The 17,386-nt window shown below is 67.9% G+C and carries 13 protein-coding genes; 6 read left to right on the forward strand and 7 right to left on the reverse strand.

Annotation, left to right across the window (positions count from 1 at the left end; translation table 11 throughout):
- The first annotated feature begins 5 nt into the window (after positions 1-5).
- Positions 6-362, forward strand: a complete 357-nt coding sequence (locus tag ACGFW6_RS00455) for a hypothetical protein (RefSeq protein ID WP_393502894.1) — start codon at positions 6-8, stop codon at positions 360-362.
- Between the two features lie 17 nt (positions 363-379).
- Here the strand turns inward: ACGFW6_RS00455 and ACGFW6_RS00460 are convergent, their stop codons facing one another.
- The 5 genes from ACGFW6_RS00460 to ACGFW6_RS00480 all read right to left on the reverse strand — a co-directional run bounded on the left by ACGFW6_RS00460 (position 380) and on the right by ACGFW6_RS00480 (position 9,803).
- A complete protein-coding gene (locus ACGFW6_RS00460; RefSeq protein ID WP_393502896.1) occupies positions 380-3,328 on the reverse strand; it encodes a family 78 glycoside hydrolase catalytic domain in 2,949 nt (982 codons plus the stop codon).
- Positions 3,329-3,535: 207 nt separating this feature from the next.
- Positions 3,536-6,718, reverse strand: coding sequence for a family 78 glycoside hydrolase catalytic domain (locus ACGFW6_RS00465; protein WP_393502898.1), 3,183 nt, complete (start codon positions 6,716-6,718; stop codon positions 3,536-3,538).
- 75 nt (positions 6,719-6,793) lie between these two features.
- A complete protein-coding gene (locus ACGFW6_RS00470) occupies positions 6,794-8,059 on the reverse strand; it encodes an ABC transporter substrate-binding protein (RefSeq protein WP_393502899.1) in 1,266 nt (421 codons plus the stop codon).
- Between the two features lie 32 nt (positions 8,060-8,091).
- Positions 8,092-8,913, reverse strand: coding sequence for a carbohydrate ABC transporter permease (locus ACGFW6_RS00475; protein WP_393502901.1), 822 nt, complete (start codon positions 8,911-8,913; stop codon positions 8,092-8,094).
- Entirely contained in the window at positions 8,910-9,803 is an 894-nt protein-coding gene (locus tag ACGFW6_RS00480) for a carbohydrate ABC transporter permease (protein WP_393502903.1), read from the reverse strand. Before ACGFW6_RS00480 ends, ACGFW6_RS00475 begins: the two co-directional genes overlap by 4 nt.
- A gap of 245 nt (positions 9,804-10,048) precedes the next feature.
- Here ACGFW6_RS00480 and ACGFW6_RS00485 point away from each other — a divergent pair, with 245 nt between their 5' ends.
- On the forward strand, positions 10,049-11,095 hold the full coding sequence (locus tag ACGFW6_RS00485) for a LacI family DNA-binding transcriptional regulator (protein WP_393502905.1): 1,047 nt from the start codon (positions 10,049-10,051) through the stop codon (positions 11,093-11,095).
- Between the two features lie 335 nt (positions 11,096-11,430).
- Here ACGFW6_RS00485 and ACGFW6_RS00490 read toward each other — a convergent pair whose 3' ends face one another.
- Positions 11,431-12,003, reverse strand: coding sequence for a YceI family protein (locus tag ACGFW6_RS00490; protein ID WP_393502907.1), 573 nt, complete (start codon positions 12,001-12,003; stop codon positions 11,431-11,433).
- Between the two features lie 174 nt (positions 12,004-12,177).
- On the opposite strand from ACGFW6_RS00490, the gene ACGFW6_RS00495 reads away from it, so the two are divergent.
- The gene (locus ACGFW6_RS00495) at positions 12,178-12,804 is read left to right on the forward strand and encodes a TetR/AcrR family transcriptional regulator (RefSeq protein ID WP_393502909.1); all 627 of its coding nucleotides are present in this window, start codon (positions 12,178-12,180) and stop codon (positions 12,802-12,804) included.
- A 297-nt stretch (positions 12,805-13,101) separates the two neighbouring features.
- On the opposite strand, the gene ACGFW6_RS00500 is transcribed toward ACGFW6_RS00495, so the two are convergent.
- Positions 13,102-13,995: an alpha/beta fold hydrolase gene (locus tag ACGFW6_RS00500; protein ID WP_393502911.1), complete on the reverse strand. Its 894-nt coding sequence runs from the start codon at positions 13,993-13,995 to the stop codon at positions 13,102-13,104.
- A gap of 104 nt (positions 13,996-14,099) precedes the next feature.
- On the opposite strand from ACGFW6_RS00500, the gene ACGFW6_RS00505 reads away from it, so the two are divergent.
- The 3 genes from ACGFW6_RS00505 (at position 14,100) to ACGFW6_RS00515 (ending at position 16,753) form a co-directional block, all read left to right on the forward strand.
- Positions 14,100-14,666: a TetR/AcrR family transcriptional regulator gene (locus tag ACGFW6_RS00505; RefSeq protein WP_393502913.1), complete on the forward strand. Its 567-nt coding sequence runs from the start codon at positions 14,100-14,102 to the stop codon at positions 14,664-14,666.
- 314 nt (positions 14,667-14,980) lie between these two features.
- Entirely contained in the window at positions 14,981-16,066 is a 1,086-nt protein-coding gene (locus ACGFW6_RS00510; RefSeq protein ID WP_393502915.1) for an alkene reductase, read from the forward strand.
- Positions 16,067-16,231: 165 nt separating this feature from the next.
- On the forward strand, positions 16,232-16,753 hold the full coding sequence (locus ACGFW6_RS00515) for a MarR family winged helix-turn-helix transcriptional regulator (protein ID WP_393502917.1): 522 nt from the start codon (positions 16,232-16,234) through the stop codon (positions 16,751-16,753).
- Positions 16,754-17,386 lie beyond the last annotated feature (633 nt).

Here is a 17,386-nt window from a genome sequence, read left to right on the forward strand (position 1 = left end):
GTGCCGTGACGGCCAGCGACGTCGTGGAAGGTGGGGATGCCGAGGTCCACAGTGGTGCTGCGGCGGTCCTGTTCGGCATCCAGCTGGGCGAGCTTGTCCTGGGCTCCGGCGAGGCCGACTTCAAGTCCTTCCAGCTCGCCCAGCCAGCCTTCACGTTCGGCTTCGGTGATGCGGGCGTGAGGTTGTCGCGGATCTCGGCCAGGCGGCCACGCCGGCCGTGCTCGGGGCGGAGCATCGAGCAGCGGACGCAGGCGTGTTCGTGGATGCACGAAGTGCCAAAGTCCAATGGCTTCCCTGATTTCGTCCCGGCGGGTCAGGCCGGCCCGGCTCTTCCGGCGCGGTCGTTGCCGGAAGAGCGGTGATCAACCCAAGTTGAGCGTCAGCGAATACGGGACGTCAGGCGATATGAGCCCGGCGCCAGCCGGTACGAAGCCACGCCGGATTCGTGTCCGCCGAACCGCACGCCGTCCAGGTGGGCCAGCGGCGATCGCCCTTCCCGGACCGCGTCGGCCGAGACGGCCGGAATGCGCAAGGTGGCCTCGCTGTTCGCGGGAACCTGCACGTTGTACCGGAGGGTGGTGTCCGTATCACCGACGCTCCACTCGCTGATGATCTCGCCGTACGGTGACACGTGCGAGGCCGCGACCTGGGTGATCGTTCCGGTGGGGTCGAGGTGCGGCTGCAGGATGAAGTGCCTGAAGCCGGGGCTGCTGGGATCGCGGGCGATGCCCGCCATGTAGCTGTACATCCACTCCATGACGGCCCCATAGGCGTAATGGTTGAAGGAATTCATGCTGACCGGGCCGAAGCCGTGGTCCTGTGAGTAGGAGTTCCAGCGTTCCCACACCGTGGTGGCGCCGTTGTTCACCGAGTACAGCCAGGACGGCGACGCGTCTTGGTGCAGCAGTTTGTATGCCAGGTCGACGCGGCCCTCGTCACTCAGTACGGGGGCGAGGACGTTGACGCCGAGGAAGCCGACGGAGAGGGTGTTCTCGGCGTACTGGACCCGGCTGCTGTTCGGATGGGCTGCCTTGTAGTCCGCGTCGTTGCCGATGTTGTCCGCGAGGTTGCCAACGAGGGTGCGGCGTTGGGCCTCGGTGTCGTACAGCCCTAGTTTGAGGACCCACAGCAGGGCGGACTGGGTGTTGTCCTCTGTGCTCTGGTCGGGGTCGGCGCCCGGTTCGATCGGGGAGGCGCTGCCGAGGCTGGACCTGACGGTGACGGTGCCACCGTCGGTGCTCAGATACTTCCCGATGAACGTCCTCTTGATGTTGGTGAAGAGTTGCTCGTAGGCCGCGGCCTCCGTCACACGGCCCATGGCTCGGGCCATCTGTCCCATGAGCTGGGCAACATAGCCGTAGTAGACGTCGCTCATGAGCTGAGCGCTGGTCTTCTGCGGCGCGAGCCAGTCGCCGGTGAGGGATCCCTGGCCTGCGTAAGTGTCGCCGGTCTGGTGCCGGATCCAGTCTAGGTAGCGGGTCATGGCGGGCCAGCTGCGCTCGATGACGGTGGGGTCGCCGGTCATCTGCCAGAGGGTCCAAGGGAGGATCACCCCGCAGTCCGCCCAACCGCTGCCGCCTCCGGGGAAGTTGTAGCGTCCACCGGGAGCGACTCCGGTGAACTGGGCCTTGTCCATGCCGTAGATGGCCTGGGAGTCTACGACGCTGTCCTGGAAGTGGCCGAGGAACGGTCCGGCGTCGGCGTTGTAGAGGCCGGTGAGGGCGAAGACCTGGGTGTCGCCGGTCCAGCCCAGGCGTTCGTCGCGCTGCGGGCAGTCGGTGGGCACCCAGAGGTAGTTGCCGCGCTGGCCCCAGCGGATGTTGCTGATCAACTGGTTGGTGTCGGGGTCGTTGGTGGTGAGGTTGCCCGTCTCGTGGATGGCGGAGGTGGCGACCTTGCCGCTCAGGCGCGTGATCGTGACCCGTTCCGTCGCGGTGACGGAGACGTAGCGGAAGCCGTAGAAGGTGAGGGAGTCCTGGTGGGTCTCCCCGTGCCGGTCGCCCTTGAGGATGTAGGTGCTGGTGGCCTTGGCGCTGCGCAGGTTGGCCCGGTACAGCGAGCCCTCGGGGCCGTCCGCGCCGGCGCTGCTGTCGTTGAGGATCTCACCGAACCGGAACTCAACCCTGGCTCCGGCCGGGCCGCGGATCGTGTAGCGGGGGACGCCGACCATGTTCTGGCCCAGATCGAACACGGCGGTGTCGTTGGCGCCAATGGTGACCGACGCTGCAGCCGCCTGCCGGGGGTCGGTCACGGTCCGGTCCGGGTCGGCGACGATACGGCCCCTGCCTTCCCCGGTCACTCCCGTGTACACGGTGATCGACTCCGGTCTGCGATCCCAGCGGCTCATCAGCCGCGCGGTCTCGGCCGGGTAGGCGACCAGTCGGGCGTCCGGGTACGTGGTGGCGCAGGGGATGGGTGCGGTGTCCGACCATGCGGAGTCGTCGAAACCGGACGCCGTCCAGCCCGGCAGTTGTTTGCGGGCATCGTAGGTCTCGCCGTCGTAGATGTCGTTGGCTCTGTGTGGGCCTGTGTCGGTGGCCTTCCATGTGGCGTCCGGCCGGGTGACGACGGACTGGCTCGTGCCGTCGGCATAGCGGATCAGCAGCTTGGCCTTGAGGGCGAGGGCGTTGCCGTCCTCGGCGTAGTAGGTGCTGCCTTCAGAGATACGGCCGTTGTACCAGCCGTTGCCGAGGACGGCGGCGAGGGTGACGATCGGTTCCCGGGCGACTAGGTGGGTAACGTCGTAGGTGAGGTAGGTGGCGCGTACGTCGTAGTTGGTCCAGCCCGGGGGCAGCAGTTCACGGGTGGTGCCACCGTCCTGTGGGACTGTCACCGGGTGTCCGCTGACGTAGGCGTCGTAGACCCCGAGGGCTGACAGGTAAAGGCGGGCCTCACGGACCGGGCCTTTGAGACGGGCTTCCGTGCGGAGCATCGGTGCGCCGGGCGAGTTAGGTATCTTGCCCTTCATCCCGATCCACTGGGCGTCGTCCCAACCGGTGATGCCGTCGGTGCTCATCAGGCCTGTCTCGAACCAGGCCACGGGACTGGTGCCCACCCGCCGGCCGTCGGCGTTCCAGACGGTGACAGACCAGTAGTAGCGGGTCATGGGCTTCAGTGGCTTGCCCCGGTAGCGGATGGTCACGGACTCGGAGGAGTGGACGATGCCGCTGCTCCAGGCGTCCGCGCGGCCGGAGGTGAGCTTGCCCGGTGAACCGGCCACGAGGACTTCGTAGGCGCCCTGCCTCTGCCCGTGTCTGGTCGTGCGCATACGCCAGCCGAGGCGGGGGTGCGTGGCGTCCACGCCGAGCGGGTCGGTCCGGTGTTCCACGGTCAGTCCGTATACGGCGCCGGCTTCGCTGTGATCTGCCGGTGCCGCCGCGGCGGTGCTGCCGCCGCCCAGTGCACCGGCCACTACCGGCGCCGCGCCGGCTGTCGCCGAAAGTACGCTTCGGCGCCGGAGACCTCGCGCGCTCCGCGAGCCTGCGTCGTCGGGTATGTCATTGGCCACACCTTCGTCCCTTCGGTTCGCCGACACTCAGATAGCCGCACGGGCGATGAAGACGTACGTCCCGGACGGAATCCGGTAGACGGCTCGGTCGCCTTCGAAGCCCTGGAACACCGCACCGTTGGATGCCTCGGGCACCTTGTGGTCCCGTGTCGGCACTCGCACCTCGGCCGTGCTGTTCGGCGGCACCGAGACTCCGAGACGGAAGGTGCCGTTGCGGCGGGTCCACTGCGAGGTGACCTCACCGCGGGGGGTCCTGTAGCGGCCCTCGACTTCGGTGAGGTCGCCGATCGGGCGCGGGTCGATGACCAGTTCGCGGTAGCCGACGGAGCCGCGCGCCTGGCGGATGCCGGCCAGGCCGGCGTGGAACCACTCCTCGATCTGCAGGAGGATCATGTGGTTCTTCGAGGCGCCGAAACCCCAGTTCTCGGGGATGGTGGTCAGCCCGTCGGGGTTCGCCGTGGTGGGGGCCATGAAGAAGCCGTAGCTCGGCTGAGTGTCCTCCTTCAGCACGGCCCAGAGTACGTCGTCGCGGCCGGCTTCCATCAGGGCCCGCACCGTGGGGGCGAGTCCGATGGTGCCCGCGCTGAAGTGCGGTCCACCGCCGGACGGCTGGTAGGCGTAGACCAATTCGACCAGAGCATCCAGGACCCGTTCCCGCTCGCTCTCAGGGACGAGTCCCTCGACGAGCGCGAAGGCCTGCGCGGCCTGTGTCGCCCCTGTGCTGCCCTGGTTGCCCTGGCTGGTGTAGCGGCCGAGGGCGGTGTTGTAGAAGGCATCGTTGAAGGCGTCCTTGATGTTGGATGCCAGGTTGCGGTACTCGCGCGCGTCGCCGTCGCGGCCGATCAGCGCGGCCATCCGAGCCATCCGCTCGGCGATCTGGTAGTAGCCCCAAGTGCCGGTGATACGGCCGGAGGTGTTCTCGGCGGCGATCCAGTCGGCCAGGGCGGCGTCGACGATGTAGGCGTCCGCTCCGGTGCCCGCCTTGCGGGTCCTGATGTAGTCCAGGAACGCCTGCATCTGGGGGTAGTAGCGGGCCATGGTCTGGGTGTCGCCGTAGGTCTCGTAAAGCAGCCACGGCGTGAGGATGATGCCGTTGCCCCAGTTGATCTCGTCGCCGAACCGGCCGGTGTAACCCCAGTCGTACACCGGGGCTTTGAGGGCGACGTTGCCGATGTTGTCGCCGGACCTGGACTGGCCCTCCGCCAGGTGCCGCTCCATCGTGCGCAGGTAGGCGTCGTAGCCGAAGGTACGGTGCAGCGAGCTGAAGGGCTGGAGGTAGTCGGCAGGGTAGGCCAGCTTCTCGCGGCCCGGGCAGTCCGTGAACGTGGACATGGTGTTGCTCATGATCGAGTAACGGGCCATGCGGTGGATGCGGTTGATCCGGTCGTCGGAGGTTCGCACGTCGCCCGCCGCCGGGACATCCGCGTGCAGTTGGAGGCCGGTGAGGGTTTCCTCAGTGGGTGTGTAGCCCTCGGGCAGTCCGGTTACCTGGATCCACTGCATGCCGAAGTAGTGGAACTGCGGATGCCAGCTCTCGCCATCGGGATCGCCGTGCGTGGTGTACGTCGCGAAGAGATGGGTGCCGCGGGCCGCGCCGCCGCCCATGAGCGACGCCTGGTGGACGGTGCCATCGGCGTTGAGGGACTCGGAGGGAAGGAGTTTGACCGTTGTGCCCGCGGGCACCGTCCCCTCGAGCTTGAGCAGGGGCCAGCCGGCGAAGTTCTGGCCGAAGTCGAAGACCCAGACACCTGGTTGGGGCTGTGTGATCCGAGTCGGCCGCAACCTGTCGGCGATCTTCACGGGCTCGCCCACCCGCCAGACCAGGGCGGTCGTGAGGTTCGGGGGCGGTGCGATTCCGGCGCTCACCCAGCCGACGGGCGTGCCGTCGCGGCGCTTGGCGCTCTCGCCGAGGTCGGCTCCAGGTGCGCTCCAGCCGGGCTGTTCGCGGCGGGCGTCGTAGTCGGAGCCGGAGTACCAGTTGGCCAGTGTCGTCGGGCCGAGTGCGGCCTTCCAGGAGCGGTCGCTGACGATGGTCTGAACCGTACCGTCCGCGCCGGTCAGTTCCAGCCGGGCGATGAGGCGGGGCGTCACGGCGGCGCCAGCGCTGGGGTCGGTGCTCGCGAGCGGGTTGCCGGAGCCGGTGACGGCCGCACCGTCGGCGTGTCCGTCGCTGAGGGCCGGTTCGAAGGTGATGCCCGTGCCGTCGGGGCCGGCAGTGCCAATGGCGGTGATCGTGCGTGACTCCAACCGTTCGCCACCGGCGCCGGTGTCGATGTTGATCGTGCCGCCGAGGTGGTAGCCGGTCACGCCGCTGACCTTGACGTTCGTGGCCCCGGCCGACGCCGACGCGACCAGAGTGCCGCTGCCCTTGAACTGGCTCTGCCACCAGCTGTACGGGGCGGTCCGGCCGGTCGCCTGGTTGGTGACGGAGCGGGTGACCAGGGCGGTGCCATGGCCGAGTTCGACACCGAGGGTGTTCGCGCCGCGGCGGACGAGGGGGGTGACGTCGTGGACGCGGTACTCGGTGGACAGTTGGTAGTTGGAATTGCCGGGCGCGAGTACCTCGTCGGTGACGGGCCGGCCGTTGAGCAGGGCATGGTGCAAACCGACGCCTGAGATATGCAGCCGCGCCTTGGTGATGTGCGCGCGGACCCTGAAGGGGCGGGCGAGGAGCGGCAAGGGCTGGTCAAGGTTCCTGCCCGGGTGCTCGATCCACTGGGCCTCACCCCAGTCGGACCGCTTGAGCAGGCCCATCTCCCAGGCCGCCGGGCGACTGAACGGCGTGGCCCTCCCGTCCTTACCCCACACCTGCACCTGCCAGACGACCTCCCGACGGGAGGTGAGCGTCGGCCCACCCCACGCGATGTCGTTCTGGGCGGATGAACGGACCTTGCCTGAATCCCACAGGTAACGGCCCTCGCGCAGGTCTCGCGCACTGCGCGCAGCACGGATCCGGTACGCCGTCTGCGTCCAGCCGGCAGGCACGCCCGCTGTTCGCCAGCCGAGTCTGGGCGCCGTGTCGTCGATGCCGAGCAGAATGCCCGTGCGGCCGTCGACCGACAGGCCGGTGACGTGCGGTTCGTGCGTTTCGGTTTCGACGGCCTCGGCAGCCCGCGCCGCCCCGATCGGCAGCGTCATCCCTACTCCAGCGGCCACCATGCCTCCGACGACCTGTCTGCGGCTGGGCACACCGTGCTGCTCCATGGACATGCGAACTCCCTTTCGATTGATACGTTTCAATGAGAGCGTGGCTCAGCCGGTGTGAGGCCGGCCGGTGGGTGTCGGTCAGGCTCCTGCCTTGTAGTCGGCGTCCATCGCCTTGAGCACCTCGTCCGGAGCGGACTGGTCGCTGAAGATCTCCTGGAGGCCGCTGAGCATGGTCTGCTGCACCTTGGCGTTGGGCCAGAGCTGGTCCATGAACGGCACGGTGCGGTTCGAAGTGATGAACTGCGACAGCTCGGCCAGTGAGGGGTCGGCCTGGTATCCGGTGTCGGGGAGCGAGGGCAGGCCGCCCTGCTTCTTGACGAACAAGTTCATGCCCTGGGGCGACATCACGAAGTTCACGAACTTCAGCGCCAGGTCCTCGTTCTTCGCCTTGGCGTTGACGCCATAGCCGGCGCCGGCCGCAGCAGGGATGAGGGTCTCGGACGGGGCGTCAGTCGCCGGGAGCGCCTTGAGCGTGAAGGTGCCCTGAGGGTTCTTGCCCTCGAGCAGGGCGATGACCCAATTGCCCTGGATAATGCCCAACGTCTTTCCGGTGGCGGCAAGTTCCTGACTGGCCTCGTAGTTGGTGCCCAACGGGTTCTTCTGGAAGCAGCCGGTCTTCTCCATCGTCAGGTACTTGTCGAGGGCTGTCTTCCAGGCCGAGCCGGCGAAGGTGGCCTGCCCGTCCTGCATCTTCTGGTCGAAGTCGCGGTCAGGGCCGTAGACGGTGGTAGCGACCAAGGCGTATTGCACCAGCTGAGTCACCCAGTTGTCCTGGTTGCCCAGCGCGAAAGCCGGGGTGCCCTTGGCTTTGGCGTCCCGGCAGAATGCCAGCAGCTCCGTCCAGGTCTCCGGCGCGGTCAGCCCGGCCTTGTCCATCGCCTGCTCGTTGTAGACCGCGCCAATGCCGTTCTGGCCGAAGACCGCGGTATAAGTCTTGCCCTCGTACTGGGCCACACTCTTGATCGCTTCCGGCATCTTCGCCGCCCACGCCTGGTCGGACAGGTCCCGCAGATAGCCCGGCTTCGCCAACACCTGCGTGGCACCCGGATTGCCGTTGCCGGGCCACACCGACATGACATCCGGAGCGGTGCCGGAGGACAGCTGGGTGCGGATCTGCTGCTGGTACTGGTCGGCGCCGCTGGTGGTGTAGCGGACCTTGACACCCGGATTGGCCTTCTCGAACGCCTTGACGACGTCCTCGACGGAACCCTGGTCGATGGAGGCGAGCGTCAGGGTCTTCGAACCCTCTCCGTCGGAGCCTGCCTTGGTGCCACCGCTACAGGCGGCGAGAAGTACGGCGGCTGTAGCCGCAGCGACCACGGCGGTGGTGAAGCGTGTCTTCATTGATGTCTCCCTTGAGGAAAAGGCGACGGAGGTCATCCCTTGAGCCCGCCCGCGAAGCCGCTGATGATGCTGCGCTGGAGCAGGAAGTAGACGAGCAGCACGGGTAGGATGCTGATCACCAGAGCGGCGAAGATGAGGTTCCAGTCCGTGACGTACTGACCGACGAATCCGGCGATCGCGACCGGCATGGTCTGCTGCGCGCTGCCGCTGAGGTACAGCAGCGGAGTGAAGAAGTCGTTCCAGATGGCGACCGCGTTGAGTACGAGCGCGGTCACGGTGATCGGTTTGAGCATGGGCAGGACGACGTAGCGGAAGCCTTGCAGTGGGGTGCAGCCGTCGATGAGGGCGGCGTCCTCGAAGTCACGGGGCAGGGCGCGCAGGAAGCCGACGTAAAGGAAGACGGTGAACGGCACCTGCAGTCCGGAGTAGAACAGAACCAGTGCCCACGGGGTGCCGAGCAGGCCCATGTCGCGCATGGTCTGGTACAGCGGCAGCGACGCGAGCTGGAACGGCAGCACCAGGCCGAGCAGAACGAGAAGATACGTCCCCTTCGACCAGCGGGCCGTGATGCGAGCCAGCGGGTAGGCGGCGAGGGAGGAGACGGCCAGCACGATGACGACGCTGCACACCGTCACCAGCACACTGTTGGCCAACGCCCCGCCGAGGGAGCCCTGCTGCCAGGCGGTCGTGAAGTTGTCGAGGGTGGGCGAGGTCGTCGGACTGATGGGCGAGGAGGTGTCCGAGGCGGGGCGGACCGCGAGGTTGACCAGGACGTAGACCGGGAAGCCGACGAAGAGCGCGGCGGCGATCATCGCCAGTTCGAGGGCGAGAGTGCGAGGGCGGTAGCGGTTCACGACGCGGCCCTCTCGTTGCGGGAGAGCGCCAGGTACTGGCCGGTGGAGGCGACGGCCACGATGATCGTGAGGACCACCGCGAGGGCAATGCTGTACCCGAACTCCCCTAGGGTGAAGGCATCCTTGTAGATGAGGGTGGAGATGGTGTCCGTCGCGTGCCCGGGGCCCCCGCCCGTCAACGCATAAACTTGGTCGAAGAGCTTGATCCCGCCGATGATCGACAGCATCAGGTTGATGGTGAACGCCGGGGCGAGCAGCGGCCGGGTCACCGACCAGAAGCGGCGCACAGGACCGGCGCCGTCGATCTCCGCGGCTTCATGGATCTCCTTGGGCACCGACTGGAGCCCCGCCAGGAAGATGACCATCGAGTAGCCGGCGAACTGCCACACGATCACTCCGACCACCGCCCACAGGGCTACATCGGGATCCCCCAGCCAGTCCTGCTCCCAGCCACCCAGGCCGACCGCGCCGAGCAGGCTGTTGACGGCCCCGTCCGGACCGAGCAGGTTCCGCCACAGGTAGGCGGTCACGATCGGGGTGATCACGGCCGGGGCGAACAGGAACACCCGCAGCAGGTTCCTCGACTTGATGGCCGTGTTGACCCCGAGGGCCAGCGCCAGGCCCACCGCGTTCTGGATGACCGTGATCGACACCGCGATCACCAGGGTGTGCCAGACGGCCTGCCGCGCGTCGGCGTCAGCGACCATGTCGGCGAAGTTCCCCAGCCCCACGAACGAGAAGTCCGGGCTCAGGCCGTCCCAGTCCGTGAACGCGTAGTACACCCCGCGCACGCTCGGCACCAGGACGACGAAGGCGAACAGCAACAGCGCCGGGGCCATGAACCACCACGGCGGGCTGGAACGCGCTCGACGCGCAGGGACGACCTTCACGGGCGGTCCTACTTTCTTGAAACGATTCAAGTACTGCCGATCGGCGACGCAAGACTCTCTGTTATGTGGAGGGGGCCCGCTTCACGAACGGGCAGTGGGTAACGTTTCCCATCAGGTGGTGCCAGACCCTAGAGAGCGCGATTCACGACGTCAAGGTGTCGCGCAGACTGCAAGATTGTTACGGCGAACCGGGACTTCGTCCGTAGACTCTGCGGCAACGTTTCCCACAGCGTCGGAGGAGCCGGATGCAGCCGTCGTCGTCCCGTCGCGTCACGATCGTCGATGTCGCCCGGCACGCCCAGGTGTCCACCACGGCCGTGTCGAAGGTGCTGCGCAACGCCTACGGGGCCAGCCCGGAGATGCGGGAGAAGGTCCGGCGCGCGATCGACGAACTGGGCTACCGGCCGCTCGCCGCCGCACGGGGGTTGCGCGGCCAGACATACACCATCGGTGTGATGCTGCCCGACATCCGCAACCCCTTCTTCCCTGAGATCCTCGACGGGGTCACCACCCGGCTCGCGGACACCGACTACCAGGTGCTGCTGGGCCCGGGCTGCAACGGGGAGAAGGAGGAAGCCCGGGTCACCGAGGCCATGATCGACCGCGGCATGGACGGTCTCGTTCTGGTCGCGCCCGTCTCCTCGCGCTCGCGCCTCGAGCGCGTCGCCTCGCTCGTACCCACCGTGGTGGTGGGCCGGCACGGCAACTCACCTGTGTACGACACCGTGACGGACGACGACATGGCCGGAGCTGCTCTGGTCGTAGGCCACCTGGCCAGCCTCGGGCACCGCCGGATCGCCCATATCGAGCACCACGAGACCGACCCGACCCGCATTCAGGAGATGCCCAACGCGCAGCGCGCCGAAGGATATCGACAAGCAATGCGGGACCACGGGCTCGGGAATGCGATCGACGTCGTCGCCACGAGTTACACCCCAGAGGGCGGATACCAAGGCGCCAAAGAACTGCTCGCACGCACCGACCGGCCCACCGCCGTGTTCGCGGGCGCGGATGTCGTCGCCATGGGAGTACTCGAGGCCGTCAGCGAAGCCGGGCTCACCGTCCCTGGGGACATCTCGGTAGCCGGATACGACAACACGAGTTTCGCTGCACTCGGCCCGATCTCCCTCACCAGCGTCGACCAGGCCGGCCGTGCGATGGGCGACAACGCCGCCCGCCTGCTCCTGGAACGGATCGCCGACCGGCTTAAGACGTCCGTGCAGGTCAAGCTGTCGCCGACGCTCGTGCCGCGCCGGACCACCGCTCCGCCTGAGGTCTCAGGAGATGCTTGACCGCTTGCACTCAGGACACGGGTAACACGTTCGGCTGAAGGTTTGCCGTCTCCCGTCCCTCACTAGGGCGGGGCCCTTCGGTCAGTGGTCGTGGCTGTAGAGCATCTGGCCGAGTACCGCTACCGGGCCGTCCGCGAGGTGCTCGGCGGGTCTCCGATCGGTGAGGCCCAGCGCTACCCGGACGGGCCCGTTCGCGAGGCCGCCGCGGCCGCACTACAGTGCCTCGGCTGCGGGCCTCTGTGTTCCACACGGCACGCGTGGCCGGCGCCCTCGCGGCCGTCCCGGTCGCCCGCGGCAGTCCCGGATCCGCGCACGCTCGCCGGCCTGCGAGCATGTCAAGCCTGTTTGAGCGCCTCGATCTCCAGCGTGATGGTGGCCTTGTCGCCGACCTTGTCGGAGACGATCTTGCTGCCGGTGTCGAATGGCAGAGCGAGATCGATGCCGAAGTCCTTGCGGTTCAACACGACCGACGCCTCGAAGCCTGCGACCTCACCGTAGTCCATGACGCGGATCACGCCGTTGAACTCGAGGTCGAGAGTCACTGGCTTGGTAACGCCCTTGAGGGTGAAGTCGCCGTCGATCGCGTACTTGTCACCGTCGGCACGGACCCCCGTAGAGGTGAAGGTGGCGGTCGGATACTTCTCGGCATCGAAGTAGTCGGCAGATGTGAGGTGCGCGTCGCGCCGGTCATTGCGGGTGTTGATCGAGTCGACGGCGATCTCGGCCGTCACCGAAGGGGTGCCGTCGGCGGCGACGACGATGGCACCGCTGAACGTCTCGAACATCCCTCGCACCTTGGCCACCAGAAGGTGGCGTACCGAGAAACTGATAGACGAGTGGACCGGGTCGATGGCCCAAGTGCCGACGCCGAGTTGGGTGGCGTCGATGGCTTTCGAGGCCGTGGTCATAGTGCTGGCTCCTTCACGTTTCGGTGATCCCGGTCATGCAGCCGGCAGCAGCCGCCGGCGTTCAGCCGCGCAGCGGCTTCAGGGCCGCAGACCAGGCTTCGAGCTGGTGCTTCCACGCTAACACCTAAACGGACTTTACCCCGCTTAGCTGTTTCGGGGAGGTACATTGAGCCCGTGAACTTGCCTGTCGTGCCCTTCGGGAAGCCGCGCGGTGAACGCGCAGACGCCGTGCGCAACCGTGAACGACTCCTGCAGACCGCCCGCGAGATGATCGCCGAGTGCGGGACGCAGAAGGTGACCATGGACGGCCTGGCGGAACGCGCCGGCCTGGGCAAGGGCACCGTCTTCCGCCGCTTCGGCACTCGCGCGGGCATCTTCCAGGCCCTCCTCGACGAGGATGAGCGCCGCTTCCAGGAGCAGGTCATGTTCGGGCCGCCCCCACTGGGACCCGGCGCCGGCCCGGTAGAGCGTCTGATCGCCTACGGTCGCGCCCGCATCGCCTTCCTCCTGGACAACCACGGCACCGCCCGGGCCTCCCTGGACCGCACCAAGCCCATCCCCGTCGGCGGCGCCACCATGACCCGGCCCCACATCCGCATGCTCCTCGGGCAGATCCGCCCCTCCCCGCCCTACCCCGACACCCTTGCCGTCCAGCTCACCGCGGCCCTGGAAGGGCCGCTCCTGCTCTACCTGTCCATGGACGAAGCCGCCGCAGAACCCGCCCCGGAAGCCCATCCACTGGCCGAGAGCTGGCAGAACCTCATCCAACGACTCCTACCGGAAGCCCACTTCCCCCAGTAGAGGAATTCGTCCTGGAGCGTCGTTGCCCCACACACGTCCGCTGTGGTGTTCGGCCGCTGACTTCCGGGGTTGACCGCTGGTCTTCCGAGTCGGGAATTCTCTTCAGACGGGCAGGGTTGCGGGGTGGCGCGTGCTGGGCAGCCGAAGGCCGAGTTGGCCTCTCGGACGAGGAACGGGCCGCGCCAGAGGGGTGGGTGCGGCGCCGCTCCACGCCGTCGGCGTGGGTCCCATCGAGCGGCGACAAGCCAGGCATCACGCCACTTACCGCGCGTTTGGATGATGTGCGAGATCGGTGGGTCAGCGCAGGAAGTCCAGCACTGCCTTGCTGAGTTCGGCCGGCGTCTCTTCGGGCAGGAAGTGGCCGGCGTTGGGGATGACCATCTCCGTGACGTCCGTGGCGAGCATGCGCATGACGTCCGCCGGCATGGTGCCGGTGCTGTACTGGCCGCCTATCGCCAGGACCGGGACGGTCAGCGGCCCCTGGTCGCGCAGGGCCTGGGCCTTCTCGGCAAAGCTCTCCTCGCGGTAGTACTCGAAACTGGCGCGCAGGGCGGCCGGGTCGCGCAGCTGGTCGACGTAGACGTCGATGGCGTGCTGCGGGATGGCGCCGGGGATGGCGACCTTGGACGTGAACTGGTGGCCGAAGTAGATCTCCTCGCGGCCCGCGACCATGCGCTCGTTGATGTCCCGCAGGCGGTTGAAGGCGAAGTGCCACAGCATCTCGTTGGTGGCCGGGTCCGCGAGGAGTGGCGGGGACGGGGTGATGCCGCGGATGATCGCCTCTGCGACGACGAGGCGGGTGACGCGCTCGCGATGCTGTGCGGCCAGCGCGTAGCCGACGACCATGCCGAGGTCGTAGCCGACGACGGCGAAGCGGTCGTGGCCGAGCTCGGTCATCAGCCCGGCCATGTCGTCGGCGAGGGTGGCCGCGTCGTAGCCGGTGGCGGGCTTGTCGCTGGCGCCCATGCCGCGCAGGTCGGGGGCGATGACGGTGAAGCGCTCGGCCAGGGCGGGCATGACCAAGCGCCAGCTGTACCAGAACTGGGGCCAGCCGGGCAGGAGCAGCAGCGGCGGCCCGTCGCCGCCGATCACGGCGTGCAGGGTCACCTCGCCGGTTTTGATGGTGTGGCTGGTGAAGTTGTCGGTGAACCCGTCGGGCAGGTGCGGCACGTCGGTGACGGTGAACGGCATGGTGGGGCCTCCTTGTGTGGTGCAGGGGCACCACATAGAAACGGATGAACTATCCACTTCACCGTAACACGAGCCGGATAGTTCATCCACTTACACTGTGACGCATGACCGCCGCACCGAAGCGCAAGGACGCTGCCCGCAATCGGCAGCGCATCGTCGACGTGGCCCGAGACCTCGTCGACGACGGCACCCCGCTCCAGCTGAACGACGTCGCCCGCCGTGTCGGGGTGGGGGTGGCCACCGTCTACAGGCACTTCCCGACACCGGAGGCGCTGATGGAGACGGTGGCCACACCCGGCCTGGAGGCGCTGATCGCCCGCGCGGAACAGGCTCTGGCCGAGCAGGACCCCTGGAACGCTCTGGCCGGCTTCCTCGGCGCCACCCTGGAGGCGCAGCTGACCGATCCCTCGCTCACCATCGTGCGCGCGGCACCGGAGCGCGTCCTGCCCCGCACCGAGGAACTGACCGCCACACTGGACTCGCTCGCCGGCCAGTTGCTCGACCGCACGCGCGCGGCAGGCGCCGTACGGGGCGTGGTCACCTGGGAGGACCTGCTGCCGCTCATGTGCGGAATCGCCTTCGCCGCCAACATCCACGCCGATGAACGGCAGGCCCGCCGGGAGTCCGGCCGCCGCTACCTGGACGTGATGCTGCGGGGGCTGCGCGACTGACTCGCCGTCCACGTCCGCGCGGCGGTGTTCGCGTCGATGCCGAGCCGAAGACGGCGCCTCAGCTCCCTGCCGGAGACTTCCGGGCGTCATTGATTGTCCGAGCAGGTACTTAGGTACCACCCTGGAGGCCTACCCCCACGCCCCGTTGCGGACGGTCGGGCGGGCGTTAACTATGCCAGCATCGCGGCACGCGTGATGTGGATCACAGGCGCGACAGGAAGAGGGAAAGGCTTTTTATTGTTCGGACAGGTAACGGCCTGTGAACCACGGGCAGCCGTCTGAACGCACTCCCTTACCGCTGAAAAGAGATGACGATGTCGAAGGCATTCGAGCCCTACGAGCTGGGTGGCAAGCGCCTGGCCAACCGTCTGGTGATGGCCCCGATGACCCGCAGCCGCGCCTACGGTCCCGGCCAGAGCCCCACCCTGCTCATGGCCGACTACTACGCACAGCGCGCGGGTGCCGGCCTGATCGTCACCGAGGGCGTCCAGCCCTCCAGGGTCGGCCAGGGCTACCCGGACACCCCGGGCATCCACACCCCCGAGCAGGTCGCGGCCTGGCGTCAGGTGACCGACGCGGTACACGCCCGGGGCGGCGTGATCTACCTCCAGATCATGCACACCGGACGAGTCGGCCACCCCGCACTGATGGGCCTTCAGCCCGTCGGCCCTTCCGCCGTCACGGCCGCCGGACAGGTGTATACCCACGAAGGCCCCCAGGACTTCGTCACCCCGCACGCGCTGACCTACACCGAGATCCGCGCCACCATCGCGGACTACGCGGACGCCGCCCGTAACGCCATCGAAGCGGGCTTCGACGGCGTCGAACTGCACGGCGCCAACGGGTACCTCATCGACCAGTTCCTCGCCTCGAACAGCAATCAGCGCGTCGACGAGTGGGGCGGCAGTCCCGAGAAGCGCATCCGCTTCGCCGTGGAGACCGCCAAGGCCGCCGCCGAGGCCATCGGCCCGGACCGGGTCGGATTCCGAATGTCCCCGGGCAACCCCTACAACGACATCGACGTGTCCGACACCGCCGACCTCGATGCCACCTTCACCGCACTGGTCGACGCCCTCGCCCCGCTGAACCTCGCCTACCTGCACCAACTGGAAGTCCCCGGCGTCCGGGACCTGACGCTCCGGCTGCGCAAGGCATGGCCCACGACCTACATCCTCAACCCGGCCTCCGGCCAGGAGCCCACCGGACCGGCCGAGCTGGAACTCGTCGAGGACGGCACCGCCGACCTGCTCGCCTACGGCGCCCTCTTCCTGGCCAACCCCGACCTGCCCGCCCGCCTGGCCCAGAACGGCCCGTTCAACACCCCCGACCAGGCCACCTTCTACGGCGGCGACGAAAAGGGCTTCACCGACTACCCCACGCTGGAGGAAGCCCACGCCTGATGGTTCGGCGACAGCCCCGAGCACACCGGGTTCTCCCCGCCTGAGCAGCACATACCCTGCCCTCAGGATGCGGACCCGAGGATCCGCACGCGGCAGCCGGCCCCACCGCCGACTGCCGCGGTCAGCCCAGGCAATGACAGCCGCACGGGAGAAAGCGAAGGCACCATGGAAACCGAGGCAACGCCCCAGGGCCCCGAGACCGGGGAACTGCCCGAGGCCGCACGCCGCGGGCCCATCAGCCATGCGATCTTCCGGGTGGCCCGCCTGCACCGCATGCTCGCCGGCCAACTACTGCGCGAGGTCGGCCTGCACCCGGCCCAAGAGCTTGTCATGATGCAGCTGTGGGACCGCGGCCGAATGCGCCAGACCGACCTGGCACGGCACGTCGGCGCCGACGCCGCCACCATGACCCGCACCATCCAGCGCCTGGAGAAGTCCGGCTTCGTACGGCGCGTGCGCTCCACCAGCGACAAACGCTCCGTCCTCGTCGAACCCACCGCCGCCAGCCAGGCGCTGCGCCAACAGGTCGAAGACCTCTGGGCCCGCATCGAGGACTATGCCACCGGCGACCTCACGGACCCAGAACGAGGCGAGACCCTCGCCGCCCTCGAACGCCTCGAAACCAACCTCGCTGCCCACGTCAGCGACGTCGGACTGCCCTCGCGCTCCAGCCCTCCCAACGCCTGACCGGGCGACCGGTGGGCAGACGGGCGCACCACCATCGGACAGCACATCCACCGGCTCGAAGATACGGCGGCTTCGGCCCGGCCGCCCTGGTCCTGGGGTGCTCGGTAGACCTCGTCAGGTTCTTGATCAGGTTGTGCCCTCGTCCGCCGGGTCGGAGCCTGAGTCTCAGGCCTGGTCCAGTGACGAGGCCGCCCGGGCGACGGAAGCCAGTCACGCGGAGACCCGCAACGCTACGGCAGCGGGACGGCGTGGTACGAGCGGAGCGGCACGGCAGTGGCTGGCTGGCTGGCTGGCTGGCTGAGGAGAAGGTTGTCGAGGCGGCGGACGCGGAACGTGGAGCGCTGAAAAAGGCAGCCCGCGAGCGGTCCCCTACTTCCTGGTCACAGCTGCGCCGCCTGCTCGGCTCTGGGAGAACGGCGTCGCGGCAAGGGCTACCTCGTCAAAGGCGTCCACCACATCATCAAGTACGCCAACGACTACGGGCAGCACACCGCCTGCCTCGTCATCTACAACATCACCGACAAGCTCCTCGACCTGCCCACTGACGGCACCCCCGGTACCTGGCCCCCTACACCGAACTCACCGACGTCCGCGTCTACTTCATCCGCGTCTGCCACTCACCACCACCGCCAG

Origin of the sequence: Streptomyces sp. Y7, from assembly GCF_043195415.1 — a bacterium.
Classification (GTDB): Bacteria; Actinomycetota; Actinomycetes; order Streptomycetales; family Streptomycetaceae; genus Streptomyces.

Excerpts from the sequence above, each read along its gene's own strand:
- ACGFW6_RS00465 (WP_393502898.1), bottom strand. The coding sequence starts at position 6,718 with ATGTCCATGGAGCAGCACGGTGTGCCCAGCCGCAGACAGGTCGTCGGA.
- ACGFW6_RS00470 (WP_393502899.1), bottom strand. The coding sequence starts at position 8,059 with ATGAAGACACGCTTCACCACCGCCGTGGTCGCTGCGGCTACAGCCGCC.
- ACGFW6_RS00485 (WP_393502905.1), top strand. The coding sequence starts at position 10,049 with ATGCAGCCGTCGTCGTCCCGTCGCGTCACGATCGTCGATGTCGCCCGG.
- ACGFW6_RS00490 (WP_393502907.1), bottom strand. The coding sequence starts at position 12,003 with ATGACCACGGCCTCGAAAGCCATCGACGCCACCCAACTCGGCGTCGGC.
- ACGFW6_RS00500 (WP_393502911.1), bottom strand. The coding sequence starts at position 13,995 with ATGCCGTTCACCGTCACCGACGTGCCGCACCTGCCCGACGGGTTCACC.
- ACGFW6_RS00505 (WP_393502913.1), top strand. The coding sequence starts at position 14,100 with ATGACCGCCGCACCGAAGCGCAAGGACGCTGCCCGCAATCGGCAGCGC.
- ACGFW6_RS00510 (WP_393502915.1), top strand. The coding sequence starts at position 14,981 with ATGTCGAAGGCATTCGAGCCCTACGAGCTGGGTGGCAAGCGCCTGGCC.
- ACGFW6_RS00515 (WP_393502917.1), top strand. The coding sequence starts at position 16,232 with ATGGAAACCGAGGCAACGCCCCAGGGCCCCGAGACCGGGGAACTGCCC.